The sequence below is a fragment of the Methylobacterium sp. 77 genome, from assembly GCF_000372825.1.
GTDB lineage: Bacteria > Pseudomonadota > Alphaproteobacteria > Rhizobiales > Beijerinckiaceae > Methylobacterium.
The window spans coordinates 899331-917995 of the sequence record NZ_KB910516.1; the positions used below are offsets into that span (position 1 = coordinate 899331).

An 18665-nucleotide genomic window follows, 5' to 3' on the forward strand; every position below is an offset into this window, starting at 1 on the left:
TATTCAGTCGAGCCTCGCCATCAGACCGGCCAGCAGCCTCGCGCGATGCACTAGCGAAGCGGTGAGCACGTGCTCGTCGAGGGTGTGGTAGCCGGCACCGCAGGGCCCTAGACCGTCGAGGGTCGGGATGCCGAGATTACCGGTGAAATTGCCGTCCGAACCGCCACCGAAGCTCTCATGTGGCAAGGTCGAGCCGAGGCCCTCCGCGATACCGCGGGCGGTCTCGTAGAGCGCCATGGTCCCGGCATCGGGCTCCCAGACCGGGCGGGTGACGCCGCGCGTCACGCTGAACGCGACGCCATCCGACTCGCCGTCGAGTGCCAGCATCCGCGCGACGCCACGATCGAGGTCGCCCTGGCGCTTGGCCATGCTCAGCACCTCGCCCCGGCAGGTGGTGGCCACGCAGTTCACCCATTGGCCGCCCTGGACGATGCCGACGCTGAAGGTGCAGTCGGCATCCGACATCGCCTCGATGTCAATGATCCGCTGCGCCATGGTGCGGATGGCCGAGCGCCCTTCGCCGAGCCGCGCGCCGGCATGGCTCGGCCGGCCGGTGGCCGTGAGGTTGAAGCGGGCGATGGCGTAGCGCCCGGTGAGGACGCCGTCCCCCGGCTGACCGGGCTCCGGCACCAGCACGTAGCGGTGGCGCACGGCCTCCGCCTCGATCAGGTCGCGGGTCGAAGGGCTGCCGACCTCCTCGTCGCTGGTGAGGAGGAAGGTGACGGGAAGCGGCGTCGCGACGCCGGCCTTGTGAAGCGCCTTGACCGCTTCGAGCGCGATGAAGTTCCCACCCTTCATGTCGAGGATGCCCGGCCCGTAGCAGCGCTCCTCCTCCACCCGCCAGGGCAGCGCCGCAAGCGTGCCGACGGGATGGACCGTATCGAGATGTCCCAGCACGAGGATGCCCGGCTCGTCGCGCCGCGGATGCGGGAACCGGGCACGGACACAATCGCCGAAGCCCATCCGGCCCGGGATCGTCTCCACCGTGGCGCCCGCCATGGCGAGGTCGCGGGCGGCGACATGCATCATCCGGTTCACCGCAGCCCCGTCGTGGGTCGGGCTCTCGCACTCGATCCAGGGGCGCAGGCCGGCGAGCATCCCGGCGAGGTCGGAAGGAAGATCCATCGGATTCATCGATCAATCCTGTGCGAACGGGTCGGCGATACGGGGCCAGTAGGCGGGGTCGCGCTTGGTGTAGGGGATCGCGCCGTAATCCGGCGGGACGGCGCCGGGGGCGGACACGTATCGGATCTCGCTGGCGATCGGGGCGAAGGCGGCGTGGAAGTGCTGCATCGACTTCACCACGACGATGCGCTTGTCGTCGAGCGTCAGGCCGAGGCCGGTATAGGCGTCCGGCGCGAAGGGCTGCTGGCGCAGCGAGGTCAGCACGATGTGGATGCCGTCCGCCTCGACACATGCGCAGGGGCCGAGGTGAGCCCGTCCGCCGCTGAGGCCGCCCTGGCTATGCGCCTCGGAGAGCCCGCGCACGGTGATGCGCAGGTCGAGGGGGACACCCGAGGTGATCCCGCACTTGCCGGCGATGCGCAGATCGAACGCGGCCCCGATGCCGGCCTCGTGGCAGATGCCGACCGCGCCGGGATCCCAGTACAGGCCGGTGACGGCGCCGCGAATGCCCCGCTCGACCATGCGCGCCAGGATCGCGGTGTTGTCGGAGGGCGCCCCGGCCCCTGCATTGTCGGCGATATCGGCGAGCACCATCGGGCGCGGGTCGGTGGAGGCCATCGCCGCGTCGAGGGCGGCGTCGATCGTGTCGGCCTTCGTCGTCGCCTCGTCGCGCATCGACCAGATTTCGGCCGCGAGGTCCCGGGCGAGGGCGGCGGCCTTCTCCGCGTCGCCGTCGGCCACGACCAGCATCCGGGCGCCGACCTCGGCGACGTCGCCCCATGGGAAGCCGTGTCCGAAGGAAACGGAGAGAATGCCGTTCCTGCCTTCCAGCGCCTCCATCCGACGCACGAAACCGGCGACCGGCTCGGCCGTGGTGCGCCACATGTTGACCATGCGGCAATCGTGGATCGCCATGACCGGGCGGATCGCGCCCTTGGCCGTATCGATCACCAGCGGATAGAGATCGCGCGCCCGCGCCACGATGTCGGTATGCGGGTATTCCTTGTAGATCACGACGATATCGGCCGCGTCGCGGATCGCCTCGGTGAGATGGCAATGGAGGTCGAGCTCGACGCCGATCGCCACCTCCGGCCCGACCACGGCACGGACCCGCTCCAGAACGTCGCCCTCGCAATCGTCGTAGCCCTGCGCCACCATGGCGCCGTGCATGAACAGCAGCACCGCATCGACCGGCAGCGCCGCGCGAAGATCGGACAGCAGCGTGTCGCGCAACTCCTCGTAGACCGCGCGCAGGGTGATGCCGCCGGGCTGGGCGAAGGTGGAAAGGCTTTCGACCACCTCGTACCCGTCGGTCTCGGCCATCTCGCGCCAGGCCTTGAGGCCGATATTGCTCAGGCTCGGCGGCCCCAGGCTCCCGTCGCGGCGGGCGTAATCGGCGAGGAAGGCGGCCCTGCCCGTCGGCAGGGGTGTGAAGGTGTTCGTCTCGGTGGCGAGGCCGGCGATGAAGAGCTTCACGTGGGCGGCGTCTCCTGACGGGGATGGAGCATGATGACGGTCTCGGTGGCCGCGTCCACCGCCTCGCGGGAATAGAGCAGGGGCACGGTCTCGCTCGCGGCCCAGGGCGCCGCGTGATCGTCGTAGTGGCGGCTGTCGGCGCGGCCCGACTGGCCCGGCGCGTTGACGCACACGCTCGCATCCCAGTCGCCGACATCGATCACCATGCGGAACGAGGCGCCCGTAGTCAGGCGACCGTCATCGGGGCGGTAATCCGCATGCATGACGGATGCGGCCGAACCGCCGACGGGCAGCGGGCCGACGGACGCGCAATCGGGACCGCCGATGCCGGCCAGCGGATGCGCGAACAGGCCGTGGTGGAACCCGCCCCATTGCCAGAAAGCCGGATCGGCACCGAAGCGCGCCTCGCAATCGAGCCAGGCCGAGGCGAGGGCGCGGGTGACGAGCGCCGTCCGCGTGGCCTCGTCGAGATGAGGGTGGCCGTGTTCCAGGGCGTCGAGCAGGGTCTCGGTATCGCCCGGTTGGAACAGGGAAGCGGTGACGGGATCGGGCGCCAGGGCGGCGAGGAGGCGACGTCGGAGGTGGCGACTCCACAGCATCTCGATGAGGCAGGCGGCGGCACTCTCCGCATGCAGATGCCCGTCGAAGCCGAGGAGCAGACCGATGGCGGCCTCGGCCGCCGCATCGTCGGGCGGGGGCAGGGCGGCGACGAGCCGACCGAGGCGCAGGGCCGGCTCCGAAAAGACGTCGCCCTGGAGGCGGCGGGCGCCGTCGAGCGCGTGCACGGCATCGGCTTCGAGGACGGAACGGATGCGCCGCGCCCGCCAGGGCTCGTGCCATTCGAAGCCGAGCCTGCGCGTCTCGGCCGGGTAACCCTGCGGCAGGTTCATCTCGTTGGCGCTGAAGACGAAGCCGCATTCCGGGTTCACCGAATGCGGCAGAACGATCGGGTCGTGGAAACCGGCCCATTCGTAGCGGCCGTCGCCGGGCACCGGCAGCAGCCCGTCCCAGTTCGACCGCACCGGCGCCTTGCCGGCCATGAACCAGGCGATGGTACCGCCCGCATCGGCATAGAGCTGGTTGGTGGAAGGTGCCGACCAATGGCGCAGGGCGTCGCCGAACTCCGTCACCGTGGTGGCGCCGAGATAGGCGAGGCTGCCGAGATAGGCGGCGGTGCCCGGTTCGGACCAGACCGTGCGCACGGCGAAGGCCTGGCGCCCGGTAACGTCCTCACAGATGACCGGACCATGGCGGGTGAAGGAGAGGGTGACCGCCTCGTCGGGTCCGCCGCATACCGGGATGCGCTCGACGGTCCGCTCCATTGTCGCCCAGCCCGTGCCGTAGCGGTAGAGGCCCGGATCGTCGGGATGGGTCTCGTAGACGAACAGGTCCTCCTGATCGATCGGCGCGATGGTGAGGCTGAAGGCGGCGGTGCCGTTATGGCCGATGGAGATGCCCGGCAGCGCCGGCTCGCCCGCACCGATCACGTCGAGCCCGGGGGCGGTGAGATGGACCACGTAGCGCAGCGACGGCAGCTGGTAGGCGCGGTGCGGGTCGCTCGCCAGGATCGGGCGTCCGGTGGCGGTCCTGGCGCCGGAGACTGCCCAGTTGTTCGAGCCGTCGATCGCGTCCACCGCCTCTGTGGCGGACTTTGCGCCGACCCGGCTCACAGTGCCGAAGGCGTCGACCTCGCACCAGTCGGAGGCCTCCTCCCGCGTGGCGGCGAGCCGGGCCGGATCGAAGCTCACCGGCGCGGTGGCGAGGCGGAAGGTCGTCAGGAGATCGTCAGGGAAGCGCTCGGGCGCCAATCCTTCGGGGATGATCGGATCGTGGATCGGGCTCAGCGCCTTGCGCAGGGCATCCGCCGCGAGGCCGCAGCGCGCGAGCACCCGCGCGCGCGCGACCTCGGAGGCGACGTTGCGCACCAGGGCGTGACTGCGGATCCGCACCACGTCCTCGGCGGTCCAGAAGGCCGCGCGCGTCCCCATGGCGGCAAATTCCGGCGGGAGAAGGTCTGCCCGGTCACGGGTCAGGGACACGAAGGCATTGAGCCCGTGCACGAACGCCTCGACGATGGCCCGGGTACGCGGGTGGCCATAGGCCGCCCATTCGGCCTCCATGTCACCGCGATACAGGAAGAGCCGCGCCGCCCGATCCTGCGCGAGGTAGCCGGGCCCGAAATCGGCCGCGAGCAGGCCGAGACCACGCTTGCGCCACAGGTCGAGCTGCCACAGGCGGTCGCGTCCCGCATTGAAGCCCTGGGCCATGAAGGCATCGTCCTGCGAGGCCGCCCGGATATGGGCGACGCCCCAGCGGTCGAGACGAATTTCGACGGGCGCGGAAAGCCCGTCGATGGGGATGGGATCGGATCGGGGCGGCGGTTGCCTCATCGCTGCGGCTCCGGACAGATGCATCGGCCTCCGGCATGGATCATGAATTCAATTCGACCCTTTCTGCGCCGATCTGGCAAGCCACAGGCCAGACCCTGCCGAAACCGGAGGATGAGATGGACGCCGCTCCGACATCGACGAGCCTGGATACGGGCGGCATCGTCGCCCTCGCCGCGACCCGGATGGTGGAGGCGATCCGAGCCCGCCACGTCTCCTGCCGCGAGGTCATGGAGGCCCATCTCGACCGCATCGCCGAGGTCAACGGACGGGTGAACGCCATCGTCTCCTTGCGGGATCGGACCGAGCTTCTCGCCGAGGCCGACGCCGCCGACGCGGATCTCCGGCGCGGGCACTGGCGCGGACCGATGCACGGCCTCCCCCACGCGGTGAAGGACCTCGCGCCGACGCGGGGGCTCCGCACGACATTCGGGTCACCGATCTTCGCCGAGCATGTGCCGGAGGGGGACGCTCTGTTCGTGGAGCGCCTGCGCCGGGCGGGCGCGATCCTCATCGGCAAGACCAACGTCTCCGAATTCGGCCTCGGATCGCACAGCTACAATCCGGTCTGGGGCACCACGCGCAACGCCTACGATTCAGCCCTGAGCGCCGGAGGAAGCTCGGGCGGTGCCGCCGTCGCGACGGCCCTGCACATGGTGCCCATGGCCGATGGCAGCGACTTTGCCGGCTCTCTCCGCAACCCCGCCGGCTGGAACGGCATCTTCGGATTTCGCCCCTCGGCCGGACGGGTCCCGTCGCTGCCGGGGCCGGACGCCTATCTCCAGCAACTCGCCACGGACGGGCCGATGGCGCGCAACGTCGGCGATCTCGCTCTTCTGCTGTCGGTGATGAGCGGGCACGACGAGCGCGCCCCGCTGTCGCTGACGGAGCCGAGCCTGTCCGCGGAATTGCCGGAGGACGACCTGAAAGGCGCCCGCATCGGCTGGCTCGGCGACTACGCCCGCGCATTGCCGATGGAGGAGGGTATCCTGCCCCTATCCCGGTCGGGGCTCGCCTCGCTCGAAGCGGCGGGGTGCCGGATCGAGGAGGTCGATCTCGGAATCAGCCGGGACGAGATCTGGCAATGCTGGCTGGTCTGGCGCCACGTCCTCGTCGGCAGCCGCTATCGGCCGCTCTACGACGACCCGGAAAAGCGCGCCCTGATGAAGCCGGAATTGATTTGGGAGATCGAGGGCGGCCTACGTCTTTCGGCGGACGATCTCTATCGGGCCTCCGTGACGCGGACGCGGCTCTACCAGCGTTTCCTCGCGCTGTTCGCCGAGTGCGATGCGCTGGCCCTGCCGAGCGCTCAGGTCTTCCCCTTCGCCCAGGAACTCCATTGGCCGACGACGATCGCCGGCACCAAGATGGACACCTATCATCGCTGGATGGAGGTGGTGGTGCCCGCGACCCTGTCCGGCTGCCCCACGATCTGCCTGCCGCTGGGGCCATGGGGACCGGACGGTCGATCCTCCGGCCTGCAGCTCATCGGACGGCCCGGACGGGACCGGGCACTGCTTCGCCTCGCCCAGGCCTTCGAAGAGGTGAGCCGGCCGAGTGACAGGCTTCCAGACTGACGCGCAGGCAATCGCGAAGGAACCCGGCCCGTCACCGGCCGGTATCCGCCGGCGCTTGATCGCGGACCGTTGAGTTCTCGCCGCGGCACGGCCCCCGTGAATCGCTTCTCATCATGGAAATTGACGGGTCGTTTATTGTTCGTGGCTCGATACACTCTTCCCGGACATTCGCCGGACCGACGCGGCGCCTGGAGGCATCAGATGAAGGTCGAATCCGCTATCCTGCTCGGACTCTTCGCGGCGTCCCCGGCCGCCGAGGCGCTGGCGCAGAGCCCTCGCGACGTTCCGATCACCCAGGATCTGCGCCGCGAAGAGCGCATCGAGCGCCGGCTCGACCGGGACATGCCACCGCCGGTGGATCCCAACGTGACGCCGGACAATCCGGACGGTGTCGTCGGCTTCGACGGCCCCCCGGGCGTCTTCGAGAACGGTGTCGAGAGGGGCAGCCCGCTCTCGTCCGGATCACTGGAGGAGGACGACGACGACGATTGAGCCTTTCGCCAGCGCGCGGGCCGGGCCCCGAACCGAAGGAACGCCGTCTGCGACACCGATGCCGTCACTCGCCGGTTCGTCGACCCTCGTCATCTCCATCGCCGCATTGCACCATAACCGCACTTTGCCGGCCTGCCGTTGCCATGTGTGAATGTGACCGGCCCGGAAACGTGCCATGGCCGCATCGCCGTGACGCGCGAAGCTCGCGATGAAGCTGAAACGCGATCCCGACGAGGCGAGATTCCGATGAGACAAGATTCCACGGAAGCCACCGCCAGTCTCACATTCGAGCAGATCCGGCGGCGGGCTTATGAACTCTGGGAGCGCAATCACCAGCCGATGGGGTTCGAGATCGAGTTCTGGCTGATGGCCGAAAAAGAACTGAGGGCGGAGCGGAATCGCGCGGGGAGGGCGGACGCCGAGGCGCCGAGGGGCAACACCCGGCCTGCGCAATCCTAGCAAGCCGCCTTCGGAGCATGCCCGGGCAACGCATCGTCAAGACATATCCTTCATGGCCGGGCCGCATGAAGGCATTACTTTTCTAGATAGCCTCGCGCTCACAGATAGTTGAGGTGCCCGATAAACAGGCTTTTCATGGATACATGACGATAAAGGCAGCACTTCGCTGCCGCTCCGTTTCAGACATTCTTTAAGCATTCCAAGTACTTTTCGGGGCGATCCCTCAACTAGATCATCCATCCCTCGGAACGCTTGTCATGCTGAGTCGTCTCTCCCTGCGCGCACGCCTGATCGGTGCCTTCGCCATCACGACGATGTTCCTCGTCAGCATGGGTGCCGTCGCGTTGACCGCCACACGGACGATCAACGGGCATCTGGTCGCGGTGCAATCCGATTCTCTGCCGAGCGTCGCCAAGGCCGGTGAGATCTCGGGATGGATCGCACGCTACGCGATCAGCCTCTACCGCCATCTCGGTGCGGTCGATCCCGATTCGAAGAAGCGCTACGATGCCGAGATCACGGAGCGCCAGGGCAAGGTCACGCGCATCCTCGCCGAATACGCGTCCCTCACCAGTTCTCCTGGCGAGCAGGCCCTCTACGACAAGCTCAACGCGACCTGGCGCGATTACTTGACGGAGAACAAGGCCATCCTCGATCTCTCGCGCAGCGGGATGAACGAGGATGGGCTCGAGCGGTTGCAGGGGGCATCCACCGATCTCCAGCGGATGAGCACCTCGCTGGCGGACCAACTCGTCGCCATCAACAACGAAGCGGCGGAGACGTCCCGCCTCGCGAGCCGGCAGGCGTTCGAACGGACCGAGACCATCGTCGTCACCGCCGGCATCGGCGGTCTGGTGCTGTCGGCCCTGCTCGCCTTCTGGATCATTCGCGGCGTCACCGGAGGCATCGCCTCGGTGGTCGAACCGATGCAGGCGCTGGCCTCGGGCGACCTGTCAGTCTTCATCCCGCGCCAGGGAGAGGGGACAGAGATCGGCACGATCGCGGATGCGGTGCAGGTGTTCAAGACGCGCCTCATCGCGATGCGGGTCCTGGAAGAGGAGACCGTGCTCTCGCGGGCCGGCGCCGAGGCGCAGCGGCAGGCGGCCATGGATAAGATGGCCGACGATTTCGAGCAGGCGGTGGGTGGCATCATCGGCAGCGTGGCGTCGGCGGCGAACCAGCTCCAGGGCACGGCGCGCTCGATGACGGTGACGGCCACGCAGACCGCTTCGCAATCCCTGACGGTGGCCGCAGCCGCCGAGGAAGCCGCGTCCAACGTCAACACCGTCGCGGCCGCCGCCGAACAACTGGGCTCCTCGGTCCAGGAGATCGGGCGTCAGGTCGACGGATCGGCCAACCTCGCCACCCTCGCCGTGAACGAGGCCGCGCGGACCGCCTCTCTGGTCCAGGAACTCAGCATTGCGGCGGGCAAGATCGGCGACGTCGTCTCGATCATCTCGGAGATCGCCGGGCAGACCAACCTGCTGGCGCTGAATGCCACCATCGAGGCGGCCCGGGCCGGCGAGGCCGGCCGTGGCTTCGCCGTGGTCGCTGCCGAGGTGAAGCAGCTGGCCAGCCAGACCACGCGCGCGACCCACGAGATCAGCGACCAGATCGGCCGCATCCAGGCCTCGACGGGACAGGCGGTCTCGGCGATCGGAACTATCGCCGCGCGGATCGGCGAGATCAGCAGTGTCGCCACCTCCATCGCCGCCGCCGTCGAGGAACAGGGCGCGGCGACGCAGGAGATCGTGCGCAACGTCTCACAAGCCGCGATCGGGACGGGAGAGGTCACCGCCAACGTCTCCAGCGTGGCGAACGCGGCCGAGGAGACCGGAGCCGCCGCGAGCCAGGTTCTTACCTCTGCTTCCGCGCTGTCGCAGCAATCCGGACATCTCAGCGCGGAAGTGACCCGATTCCTCGCCACGGTCCGGGCCGCCTGAGCGGCATCGGAAACGGCAGGCCACGGACGTTCTCGCGTGCAGCATGCATGCGTGACGTGTGGTTTTTGTGCCTTCAGGCCGAGCGGAAATCCCCGTGAACTGCACACGGAGCAGGCAACCGGGCTGCCCGTTTGGCTTTGCCCGTAATGTGAGATTTGTTGGCATCGATCTTGTTACATCGCTCACCGCACGGCCGGCGGCAATGGTCCGGGCCCACGGCACGAAGCGGAGTGATGTTGATGATCAAGGGCACGATGAACCGCCGCCATGCGCTCAAGCTTGGATTGGCGGGGGCCGGCGGCGCGGTGGCGATGCCGTTCTTCGCGCGGAATGGGCTGGCTGCGGAGCCGATCAAGCTCGGAAGCCTCCTCGACGGGACCGGTGCGCTCGGGCTCGAGGGCAAACGGATGATCGAGACCACCGAATACGCGGTGGAACTGCTCAACAAGGCCGGTGGCCTGCTGGGACGGCCGATCAAGCTGATCGCCTACGACACCCAGTCGAACATGCAGCTCTATACCCAGTACGCTCAGACGCTCGCCCTGAAGGATAAGGTCGACGTCATCCAGGGCGGCATCACCTCGGCCTCGCGCGAAGCGATCCGGCCGATCTTCGGCCGCTCCAAGACGCTCTACTTCTACAACACTCAGTACGAAGGCGGCGTCTGTGACCGCAACGTCTTCTGCACCGGCTCGACCCCGGCCCAGACCGTCAACCACATCGTCGACTACGCCCTCAAGAACTGGGGCAAGAAGGCCTACATCGTCGCGGCCGACTACAATTACGGGCACATCACCGCGAGCTGGATGACGAAGTTCATGAAGGACGGCGGCGGCTCGGTGGCCGGCACCGACTTCTTCCCCCTCGACGTGACGAACTTCTCCTCCGCCATCAGCCGCATCCAGCAGGCCCAGCCGGAGATCGTCCTTTCCGCCCTCGTCGGCGCGAACCATTCGGCCTTCTACCGGCAATGGGACGCCGCCGGCATGAAGGGCAAGATCCCGATGGGCGCCAGCGTGTTCGGCCTCGGCGACGAGCTGACCACCATGGACACCTCCACCACCAACGGCATCCTCACCTGCTACGGCTGGTACAACGACCTCGACACGCCCGCGAGCAAGGCCTTCGTCTCAGGCATGCAGGGTAAGTTCGGCGCCGACGTCACCGATCTGAGCGAGCTCGACACCGCCACCTACGAAGGCATCATGTTCTGGGCGGAAGGTGTGAAGAAGGCCGGGTCGATCGAGCGCGACGCCGTCATCGCCGCCCTGGAGAGCGGCATCACCATCGATTCCCCCACCGGCAAGGTGACAATGGATCCGGGCACCCACCACACCATCCGCAACACCTATCTCGCCCGTCCGAAAGATCGGAAATGGGAGCAGCTGGCGACCTTCCCGAATTCGTTCCCGGCCGATACCGGCGGTGCCTGCGACCTCGTGAAGAACCCGCGGATGAACAAGCAGTTCACGCCCGACCTGAAGGGCTGAGGCGCCTCTTCATGGATCTCGCGGGGCTCCTGACCTTCAACGTCCTCACCGGCATCGCCACCCTGGTCCTGATTACCCTCGGACTCGGGGTGATCTACGGGATGATGCGGATCATCAACCTCGCCCATGGCGAGTTCATGATGCTCGGCGCCTACACCGCCGTGATGGCGAACGGCGCCGGGGTGAACATCTGGATCGCCATGCTCGTCCTGCCGCCTCTCGTGGTGGGGGCGGTGGGGCTGATCCTGGAGCGCACCGTCATCCGCTTCCTCTACGGGCGGATGATGGACACGATGCTGGCGACCTGGGGCATCAGCCTCGGGCTGATCGGCCTGATCACCACGCTTTACGGCAACGTCGTGCGCGGCGTCTCGACACCCGTGGGCAGCTTCGAGATCGGCCGCTACGGCGCGAGCCTCTACAGTCTCGTCATCATCGCCACGGCCCTCGCCGTGCTGATCGGCATGTTCCTCCTGCTGCGCATGACGAAGTTCGGCCTGATCCTGCGTGCCACCATGCAGAACCCGCGCATGGCTGCCGCCATGGGGGTCTCGCCCAACCGCATCTACATGGCGACCTTCGGCCTCGGCGCAGCGCTCGCGGGCCTCGCCGGCGGGGTACTCGCGCCGATCTCCGGCGTCTCGCCGTCCATGGGGGCGGCCTACATCTCCCGCGCCTTCATCACCGTGCTCGGCGGCGGCCCGGCCATCGTCACGGGCACCGGCCTCGCCTCGTCGCTGTTCGGATTCATCAACGAACTGGTCTCGTTCAGGACCACGCCCGTCATCGGTGACGTCGCCCTCCTCGTCGCCGCGATCCTGCTGATCCGCGTGCTGCCGCAGGGCATCACCGGCCGCTACCTGAGGCGCAGCTTATGAGCCCCGTCGACCGTCGTTCCGCAGCGGGGTTCCTCGTGACCCTCGGCCTCATGCTCGCCATCCTGTTCGGGGCGCCGCACGCCCTCGACACATTCGGCCTCGTCCAGGCCACGAGCTTTGCGGCGCTCGCCATGTTCGCCCTCAGCCAGGGCTTCATCTGGGGCTATGGCGGCGTGATGTCGTTCGGGCAGGCCGCCTTCCTCGGCCTCGGCGGATACGCCTACGCCGTCTCCGTCATCAACATGGGCGACAGCACGCTGCCCATCCTCATCGCCATCCTGGTGCCGACCCTGTTCGCGGGCCTGCTCGGCTACTTCATGTTCTACGGCCGGATCTCGGACGCCTATATCGGCGTCATCACCCTCACCGTCTCGGTGATCCTGTTCCAGCTGGTGAACACCACCTCGGGCAGCCAGTACCGGATCGGCGAGGCGGAGCTCGGCGGCTTCAACGGCATCCCGGCGATCCCCGCCCTCAACAGGCTCGGCGACCCCGGCAATCCGCTGGACAATGACGGCATCTGGTATGCCGCCATGGGCGCGCTGATCCTGGTCTACGCCGCGTTGCGCTGGGTCCTGGCGAGCCGCTTCGGCAGAGTGGTCGTGGCGATCCGCGAGAACGAGGTCCGGGCGCAGCTCATCGGCTACGACCCGCGCCTGTACAAGCTCCTGGCCTTCATGATCTCGGCTGCCATCGCGGGGCTCGCCGGCTGCCTCTACGCCAATTGGGGTGGGTTCATCAGTCCGACGGTGTTCGGCCTGTCGATGTCGGCGCAGGTAATCATCTTCGTGCTGGTGGGCGGCCTCGGTACCCTCGTTGGCCCTATGCTCGGCGCGGTGCTGATCCAGTGGCTCATCATCGAGGCCGGCTCGCAGAACGTCGTCGATTCCAATCTCGGCCTCGGCATCGTCCTCGTTGCCTTCGTTCTGCTGATCCCGCAGGGGCTGCTGCCGGTGGTGAGGAACCTGGCCCTGCGCCTCCCGGACCTCGTCGCGAAGGCCCGGCAGGGCGGGAATCGCAAGGCGGCAGAACCCGCGCCCGGCGCGCTGGCCGGGGAGGTCCGTCCATGACCGTGAGCGCGACGCCTCCGGCACCGCCGATCCGCCCACCTTTGCGCCCCCTCGTGGAGGCGCGCGGCGTCACCATGCGCTTCGGCGGCGTGACGGCGGTGGGCAATGTCGATTTCGTCCTCGGCGAGGTCGAGCTGCGTTGCCTCATCGGCCCGAACGGCGCCGGCAAGAGCACCTTCTTCAAGATGCTCACCGGCCAGCTGACGCCCACCGAGGGCCGCATCCGCTTCCGCGACATCGACATCACCGGGGCCGAGCCTCACCGGATCGCGCGGCTCGGCGTGGGGATCAAGACCCAGGTGCCTAACGTCTTCAACGGCCTGTCGGTGCGCGAGAACGTGTTCGTTGCGGCAGGTCGGCGCAAGTCCATCGCCCGTACCCGTGCCATCGTCGACGAGACGCTGACGCGGCTCCAGTTGACGAGCATCGCCGAGCGCAATGTCGGGCAGCTCGCCCACGGACAGCGCCAATGGGTCGAGATCGCCACCGTGCTCGCCCAGGAGCCCGAACTGATCCTCCTCGACGAGCCGGCGGCCGGCATGACCCATGACGAGGTCCACCGCACCGCCGAGCTCATCCGCGAGATCAACCGCACCCATGCCCTCATCGTGGTGGAGCACGACATGCCCTTCATCCGGATGATCGCCAGGACCGTCACCGTGTTCAACCAGGGCCGTATCCTGATGGAGGACAGCGTGGAGCGCGTGCTCGCCGACCAGCGCGTCCGCGACGTCTATCTCGGCAAGCAGGCCGCGTGAGCCGGGCGATGGATATGACGAATCCGATCGCGCCGATCCCGCTCTCCATCTGCCCGAACTCCGCGGCCGAGGCGGCGAAGCCCGCGCTCCTCTCCGTCGAGGGCCTGCATTCCGGCTACGGCCGCATCCCGATCCTCGGCGGCGTCTCGCTCACCGTCGGAAAGGGCGAGTTCGTCGGCATCCTCGGCCATAACGGGATGGGCAAGACCACGCTGCTGCGCACGCTGATGGGCTACCTGCCGGCCACCGCCGGCCGCATCCGGCTCGGGGACGACGACATCGCCAGGCGCTCGCCCACGGCGCGGGCGCGGCTCGGCATGGGCTTCGTGCCCCAGGGGCGGGAGATCTTCGGCACCTTGAGCGTGCGCGAGAACCTGCGGATGGGCTGCCTCCTCTCCGACAGGAACGAGGACGAGACCATCGCGGAGATTCTCGCCGTCTTCCCCCGGCTCAAGGCCTATCTCGACCGGCCGGGCGGGGCATTGTCCGGCGGCGAGCAGCAATTGCTGGCTCTGGCCCGCTGCCTCTGCGGCAATCCCCGCATCCTCCTCCTCGACGAGCCGACGGAGGGGATCCAGCCCTCGATCATCGAGGAGATCATCGAGACGCTGCAGGCGATCGGCCGGGCGCGCGGGCTGACGATCCTCCTCGTCGAACAGAACCTCACCTTCATCTCCGGCCTCTCGGAGCGGGTCCTGATCCTGCAGAAGGGCGTCATCACCCGCGAGATCCCGGCCGAGATCGCCCGCGACCGGGCGATGATCGAGGAGTTCGTCGGCATGGCCTGACGCCGACCAGGCCCCTTCCGCCCGCCCCCCTCCGCCTGCGCCTCGCCACCTGAAACCAAGGAGACATCCCGCGATGGATGCTACCCCGACCGCACTATCCGTCGGCCTCGACATCGTCGAGATGACACTGGCCGACGTGGCCGACGCGTTTGCCGGCGGCGTGACCGCTGAAGCGCTGACGCTCGCCTTCCTCGACCGGATCGCCACCTACAACCCGCATTACAACGCCATCATCGTCATGAACCCGGAGGCCCTCGACGACGCCCGCGCCATCGACGCGCGCCGGGCGGCCGGCGAAGCCCTGGGACCGCTGGCGGGCGTGCCGGTGGTGATCAAGGATCCGATGGACATGGCCGGGCTGCCGACCACGGCGGGATGGCGCTTCCTCAGCGCGCGAGCCGGCGGCGTCGACCTGATCCCCGAGACCGATTCACCCGTGGTGGCGCGGATGCGGGCAGCCGGCTGCGTCATGCTCGGCAAGACCAACGTTCCGGTGCTGAGCGCCACCGGCAGCCATGCCAACGACAGCTGGGCCGGGCCGACCCTGAACTCTGCTGCTCCCGACTGCCTACCCGGCGGCAGCAGCGCGGGCACCGCGACCGCAGTGGGCGCCAGCCTCGCCGTGCTGGGTCTCGCCGAGGAGACCGGCGGCTCGATCCAGAACCCGGCCTCGGCGCAGGGGCTCGTCGGCATCAAGCCGACCTTCGCCCTCGTCCCCAATGCCGGCGTGGTGCCGCTGGCCGGCAGCACCCGCGACGTGGTCGGTCCCATCGCCCGCTGCGTGCGCGACGCGGCGCTGACCCTCGACGTTCTCGCCGGCTACACGTCCGAAGACCCGAAGACGGTGGCCGGCATCGGCAAGCGCCCCAAGGGCGGCTACGCCGCGAAACTCGACACGAATGGCCTTCGGGGCAAGCGCCTCGGCCTCTACGGGCCGGGCTGGCGCGATCTGCCGCTCTCGGCGGAAGCGGCCGACCTCTACGAGCGGGCGCAAGGCGAGATCACCGCCTGCGGCGCGACCCTGATCGCCGATCCCTTCGCCGGCACGGGCTTCGCGGCCCTCGCCGAGCCCACCGAGGGCCTGAACTCTTTCGACGCCCGGGGCATGGAATCGGTGCCCTACGACCTGCACCTCTACCTGCAGCGCCTCGGCTCGAACGCCGCCTTGAGAAGCGTCGCCGCCTTCGCCGAGGCGACGGCGGACGAGGATGCGTTCGGCCCCAAGGGCGTGCTGCACTACCTGCACCAATATCCGGCCTTCGAGGCGATCCTGGCCGATCCGACGCGGCCGCCGAATCTCTCGGAATTTCTTGCCCTTAGAGAGGCTTACCTGGAAATCTTCAACCGGGTTATGGACGAGAATGGGCTCGACGGCCTCGTCTTCCCGCAGATGCGCGATGCGCTGCCGCCCCTTCATGGCGGGAGGGCGATCAACGAGACCACGGTCTGCGAGATCAACATCGCCGGTCTGCCCGGCGTGACGCTGCCGGCCGGGGCCTATGACAGCGGCTCGCCGTTCAACCTGATCTTCGTGGGCCGGATGTGGAGCGAGGCCGACCTCCTCGGCTTCGCCTATGCCTACGAGGCGGCAACCGGCTACCGCAAGGCGCCGAGCCTCGTGGCAGGGGGCTGAGAGCGGACGGCGCGGCGGTCGTCCGCCGGCTTCACCCGAGGGCGAGGCGATCCGCAGGGGCGATCGTCCCGCCCTCGACGACCTCGAGATAGATCCCGAGGTCCACATGCCCGAAATGCTGCTTGATCGCCTTGGGCAGGTTCGCATCCCGCTCGGCGGTCGTCGGATTGACGTTGACGGCGCCGCAGCGCGGCGTGCGGGCGAGGCCGCGAAAGCGCACCGGGCCGATCACGACCTCGCGCCCGACCCAATCGAGTTCCTGCCACGGCTCCAGCCCGTCGAGATGGATGTTGGCGCGGAAGCGCAACGGGTCGAGATCCCGCCCCGTCGCCTCGGACAGCGCCCGCACCGAGGCGAGATTCACCACCGAGATCGCGCGCATCATCACCGGCGACAGCACGCTGGCATCGGTGAACTTGTGGTTCTCGCCCCGGACGAGACGGGGCCGCCCGCGCGTCTCCTCGCCCAGGTAATCGACGAAGAACTCCTCCGTCCCGGCGCGCCCCGCCTCGGTCGACAGGTCGGCTTCGAACAGGTTCTCCCCGTCGCGTCGGATCGTCAGGTGACCGGTCGCGGGGTCGAGCCGCGTCGCGAGAGCGGCAAGCGCCGTGTTGTTGCGCAGCATCAGGAAGAAGCCCTTGTCGAGGGGCTCCGGCTTTTCCGGGTCGAACGGGGTCGTCCCCAGCGCCAGGGCGTATTCCCGATCGTGGGCGAGCCCGCCTTCGGGGGTGACGCTCATGCGCGTCAGGGCCTCGGCCGACAGACCCTTGATCGGATAGCGGTAGAGAGCATCGACAGCGGGCATGGCGGATTCCTGGAGGGTGTGAGTTCTCGATGCCGGGGGAGGGCCCGATGCGCCATACGCTGTTTTGCGCAGGTGGTTCGGCCCGGTCCCGAGGAGATCGCGAAGCCGAAAAAGCCGGCTCCGCGCGAGCGGAACCGGCTTTCAAAGTGTGGGTTCTCGAGGCCGCAACGCCTCGGAATTCCTAGCCCGGAGCGAGGCCCAGCAGGGTGCCGAGGGGGACGACGAGGGTGAAGCCGCCGTAGAACCCGTCCTTGGCGCGGCGGGCCGTGTAAGGGTTGTAGTAGGAATTCGGATTGACGACGTATTGGACCACCGGCTCGAGAACCACACCCGCGCCGAGGTCGAAATGGGCGTTGACCTCGAACACGAACTTGTCGCGCGAATAGGCCTCGCCGGTACCGCCGGCGATGAAGTTGGCGTCCGACAGGAAGGCGGCGTAATTCTCGTTCAGCCGCTGCCAGTTGGCCTTGATGCCGTAGGTGTCGTTGGGCCGGCTCTGGTCGGGGGCCTGCAGGAGCAGCCCGGCAAACGAGTTGAAGCGGATCGGGATCGTCGGATCGAAGGCGTAGCCGGTGCCGGTATAGGCCGAGATCGCGGTCGGATGCAGGTTGCCCGCATCGCGCCCGCCATCGGCCCGCCACAGGGTCTGCGTGCCGGTGAGGACGACGCCCGAGGTGCCGGATTTCTGCAGCGACGGCGTCCCCGGGTTGAGGCCCTTCGACGTGCCGGCGATGGTCTTGAAGTTATCGTCGTGATCGGCCGTGTTGTAGAAGCCGGTGAGTGAGACGCGGCCGGGATAGGCCTCCATCGTATAGTCGGTCTTGCGGCCGATCTCGGTCATCACGACGGCACCGGCCAGACGCTCGTAGCCGAAATCATAGCCCGACAGGACATTGGTGTTGGGGTTCACGCTGAAGGCGCCGGCCTGGAGGTAGGTGGTCGGCGAGAGCTTGTAGGCGAGGTTGGCACCCCAGACGCCGAAGAGCGGCGAGGTGAAGCCGGCATTGAAGTAGAACATGTCCTGGAAGCAGGAATTGATCGAGTTGCACGGCGGGAGACCGTAATAGCGGTCCGGATGCGTGCGGCCGATCTCGACCACGAGCCGGTCGTCGAGAAGCTTCTGCTGGTAGGTCAGCAGCGACAGCCGGGTGCTGTTGGGCGTGTAGGGCGGCTGGTAGCCCACCGTGGTGTCACCGATGTCGCCGGCCATGTTGAGGTTGCGCACGAGGCCGAGGAAGGTCTGCGTGAAGTTGATCGAGCCGCCGGTGATGCCGGCGAGCTTCTGCATGTCGGCGGTCATGCTGAGGACGAAATAGGCGGCGTTCGATTGTTCGCCGGTGCGCAGGCCCGCACTCGGATTGGCCTGGTAGAAGTCGTAGATGTTGACGTCGAAGGTGAGCCCGCGCGCCGCCATCTCCGTGGCCCAGGGAGCGAGCGGACCGGTGCGGACGGGATCGGCGGGCTTGCCCGCGACCTCACGGGTGGTGCGCGGCTGCGTCTGATCGTTGAACTCGCCGACGGGGGACGCCGTCTGCGCCTCGGCGGAGAGCATCCCTGCGGCAAGCAATGCGCTGCCGACGAGGACCGGAAGCCCGGTGCGGCGAGCCGGTCGCGCGAAGGCGGCGCGGACGGGTTTCTCTGTCGCGTCTGTCGGCATCGTCGAACGTCCCCATGCTGCTGTCCCATGCACCTCGTCGACCGCGCGCCCGTCGAGGCGTGCCTATGCATGGAAATGTGAGATTGGACCGGTTCAGCAAGGCCAATGCCACACGCAAAGGGGAACC

The 18665-nt window shown here is 68.1% G+C and carries 15 protein-coding genes; 10 read left to right on the plus strand and 5 right to left on the minus strand.

Going from position 1 to position 18665, the window contains the following annotated elements:
- Positions 1 to 3: 3 nt before the first annotated feature.
- The 3 genes from A3OK_RS0104170 to A3OK_RS0104180 are packed head-to-tail and all read right to left on the minus strand — an operon-like array spanning position 4 to position 4991.
- A complete protein-coding gene (locus A3OK_RS0104170; RefSeq protein WP_019903675.1) occupies positions 4 to 1134 on the minus strand; it encodes a M20/M25/M40 family metallo-hydrolase in 1131 nt (376 codons plus the stop codon).
- A 3-nt stretch (positions 1135 to 1137) separates the two neighbouring features.
- A complete protein-coding gene (locus A3OK_RS0104175; RefSeq protein ID WP_019903676.1) occupies positions 1138 to 2601 on the minus strand; it encodes a M81 family metallopeptidase in 1464 nt (487 codons plus the stop codon).
- On the minus strand, positions 2598 to 4991 hold the full coding sequence (locus A3OK_RS0104180; protein ID WP_036302558.1) for a penicillin acylase family protein: 2394 nt from the start codon (positions 4989 to 4991) through the stop codon (positions 2598 to 2600). The genes A3OK_RS0104175 and A3OK_RS0104180 overlap by 4 nt, the downstream gene beginning before the upstream one ends.
- Before the next feature lie 116 nt (positions 4992 to 5107).
- Between A3OK_RS0104180 and A3OK_RS0104185 the strand changes: the two genes are divergently transcribed.
- The 10 genes from A3OK_RS0104185 to A3OK_RS0104230 all read left to right on the plus strand — a co-directional run bounded on the left by A3OK_RS0104185 (position 5108) and on the right by A3OK_RS0104230 (position 16076).
- The gene (locus A3OK_RS0104185; protein ID WP_155911944.1) at positions 5108 to 6565 is read left to right on the plus strand and encodes an amidase; all 1458 of its coding nucleotides are present in this window, start codon (positions 5108 to 5110) and stop codon (positions 6563 to 6565) included.
- Positions 6566 to 6766: 201 nt separating this feature from the next.
- Positions 6767 to 7057, plus strand: coding sequence for a hypothetical protein (locus A3OK_RS0104190; RefSeq protein ID WP_019903679.1), 291 nt, complete (start codon positions 6767 to 6769; stop codon positions 7055 to 7057).
- 246 nt (positions 7058 to 7303) lie between these two features.
- Positions 7304 to 7516, plus strand: coding sequence for a DUF2934 domain-containing protein (locus tag A3OK_RS0104195; protein ID WP_019903680.1), 213 nt, complete (start codon positions 7304 to 7306; stop codon positions 7514 to 7516).
- Positions 7517 to 7773: 257 nt separating this feature from the next.
- The gene (locus A3OK_RS0104200; RefSeq protein WP_019903681.1) at positions 7774 to 9459 is read left to right on the plus strand and encodes a methyl-accepting chemotaxis protein; all 1686 of its coding nucleotides are present in this window, start codon (positions 7774 to 7776) and stop codon (positions 9457 to 9459) included.
- A 239-nt stretch (positions 9460 to 9698) separates the two neighbouring features.
- The gene (locus A3OK_RS0104205; protein WP_155911945.1) at positions 9699 to 10949 is read left to right on the plus strand and encodes an ABC transporter substrate-binding protein; all 1251 of its coding nucleotides are present in this window, start codon (positions 9699 to 9701) and stop codon (positions 10947 to 10949) included.
- A gap of 11 nt (positions 10950 to 10960) precedes the next feature.
- Positions 10961 to 11827 carry a branched-chain amino acid ABC transporter permease gene (locus tag A3OK_RS0104210; RefSeq protein ID WP_019903683.1) on the plus strand — a complete coding sequence of 289 codons (867 nt, stop codon included), beginning with the start codon at positions 10961 to 10963 and terminating at the stop codon, positions 11825 to 11827.
- Positions 11824 to 12897 carry a branched-chain amino acid ABC transporter permease gene (locus A3OK_RS22335; RefSeq protein ID WP_019903684.1) on the plus strand — a complete coding sequence of 358 codons (1074 nt, stop codon included), beginning with the start codon at positions 11824 to 11826 and terminating at the stop codon, positions 12895 to 12897. Before A3OK_RS0104210 ends, A3OK_RS22335 begins: the two co-directional genes overlap by 4 nt.
- A complete protein-coding gene (locus tag A3OK_RS0104220) occupies positions 12894 to 13655 on the plus strand; it encodes an ATP-binding cassette domain-containing protein (protein ID WP_051092901.1) in 762 nt (253 codons plus the stop codon). The genes A3OK_RS22335 and A3OK_RS0104220 overlap by 4 nt, the downstream gene beginning before the upstream one ends.
- Positions 13656 to 13669: 14 nt before the next feature.
- The gene (locus tag A3OK_RS0104225) at positions 13670 to 14443 is read left to right on the plus strand and encodes an ABC transporter ATP-binding protein (RefSeq protein WP_245259307.1); all 774 of its coding nucleotides are present in this window, start codon (positions 13670 to 13672) and stop codon (positions 14441 to 14443) included.
- Positions 14444 to 14516: 73 nt separating this feature from the next.
- Positions 14517 to 16076 carry an amidase gene (locus A3OK_RS0104230; RefSeq protein ID WP_019903687.1) on the plus strand — a complete coding sequence of 520 codons (1560 nt, stop codon included), beginning with the start codon at positions 14517 to 14519 and terminating at the stop codon, positions 16074 to 16076.
- Positions 16077 to 16107: 31 nt separating this feature from the next.
- Here the strand turns inward: A3OK_RS0104230 and A3OK_RS0104235 are convergent, their stop codons facing one another.
- Positions 16108 to 16881 carry an MOSC domain-containing protein gene (locus tag A3OK_RS0104235; RefSeq protein WP_019903688.1) on the minus strand — a complete coding sequence of 258 codons (774 nt, stop codon included), beginning with the start codon at positions 16879 to 16881 and terminating at the stop codon, positions 16108 to 16110.
- A 181-nt stretch (positions 16882 to 17062) separates the two neighbouring features.
- Entirely contained in the window at positions 17063 to 18433 is a 1371-nt protein-coding gene (locus tag A3OK_RS0104240) for a carbohydrate porin (RefSeq protein WP_245259410.1), read from the minus strand.
- Positions 18434 to 18665: the final 232 nt, after the last annotated feature.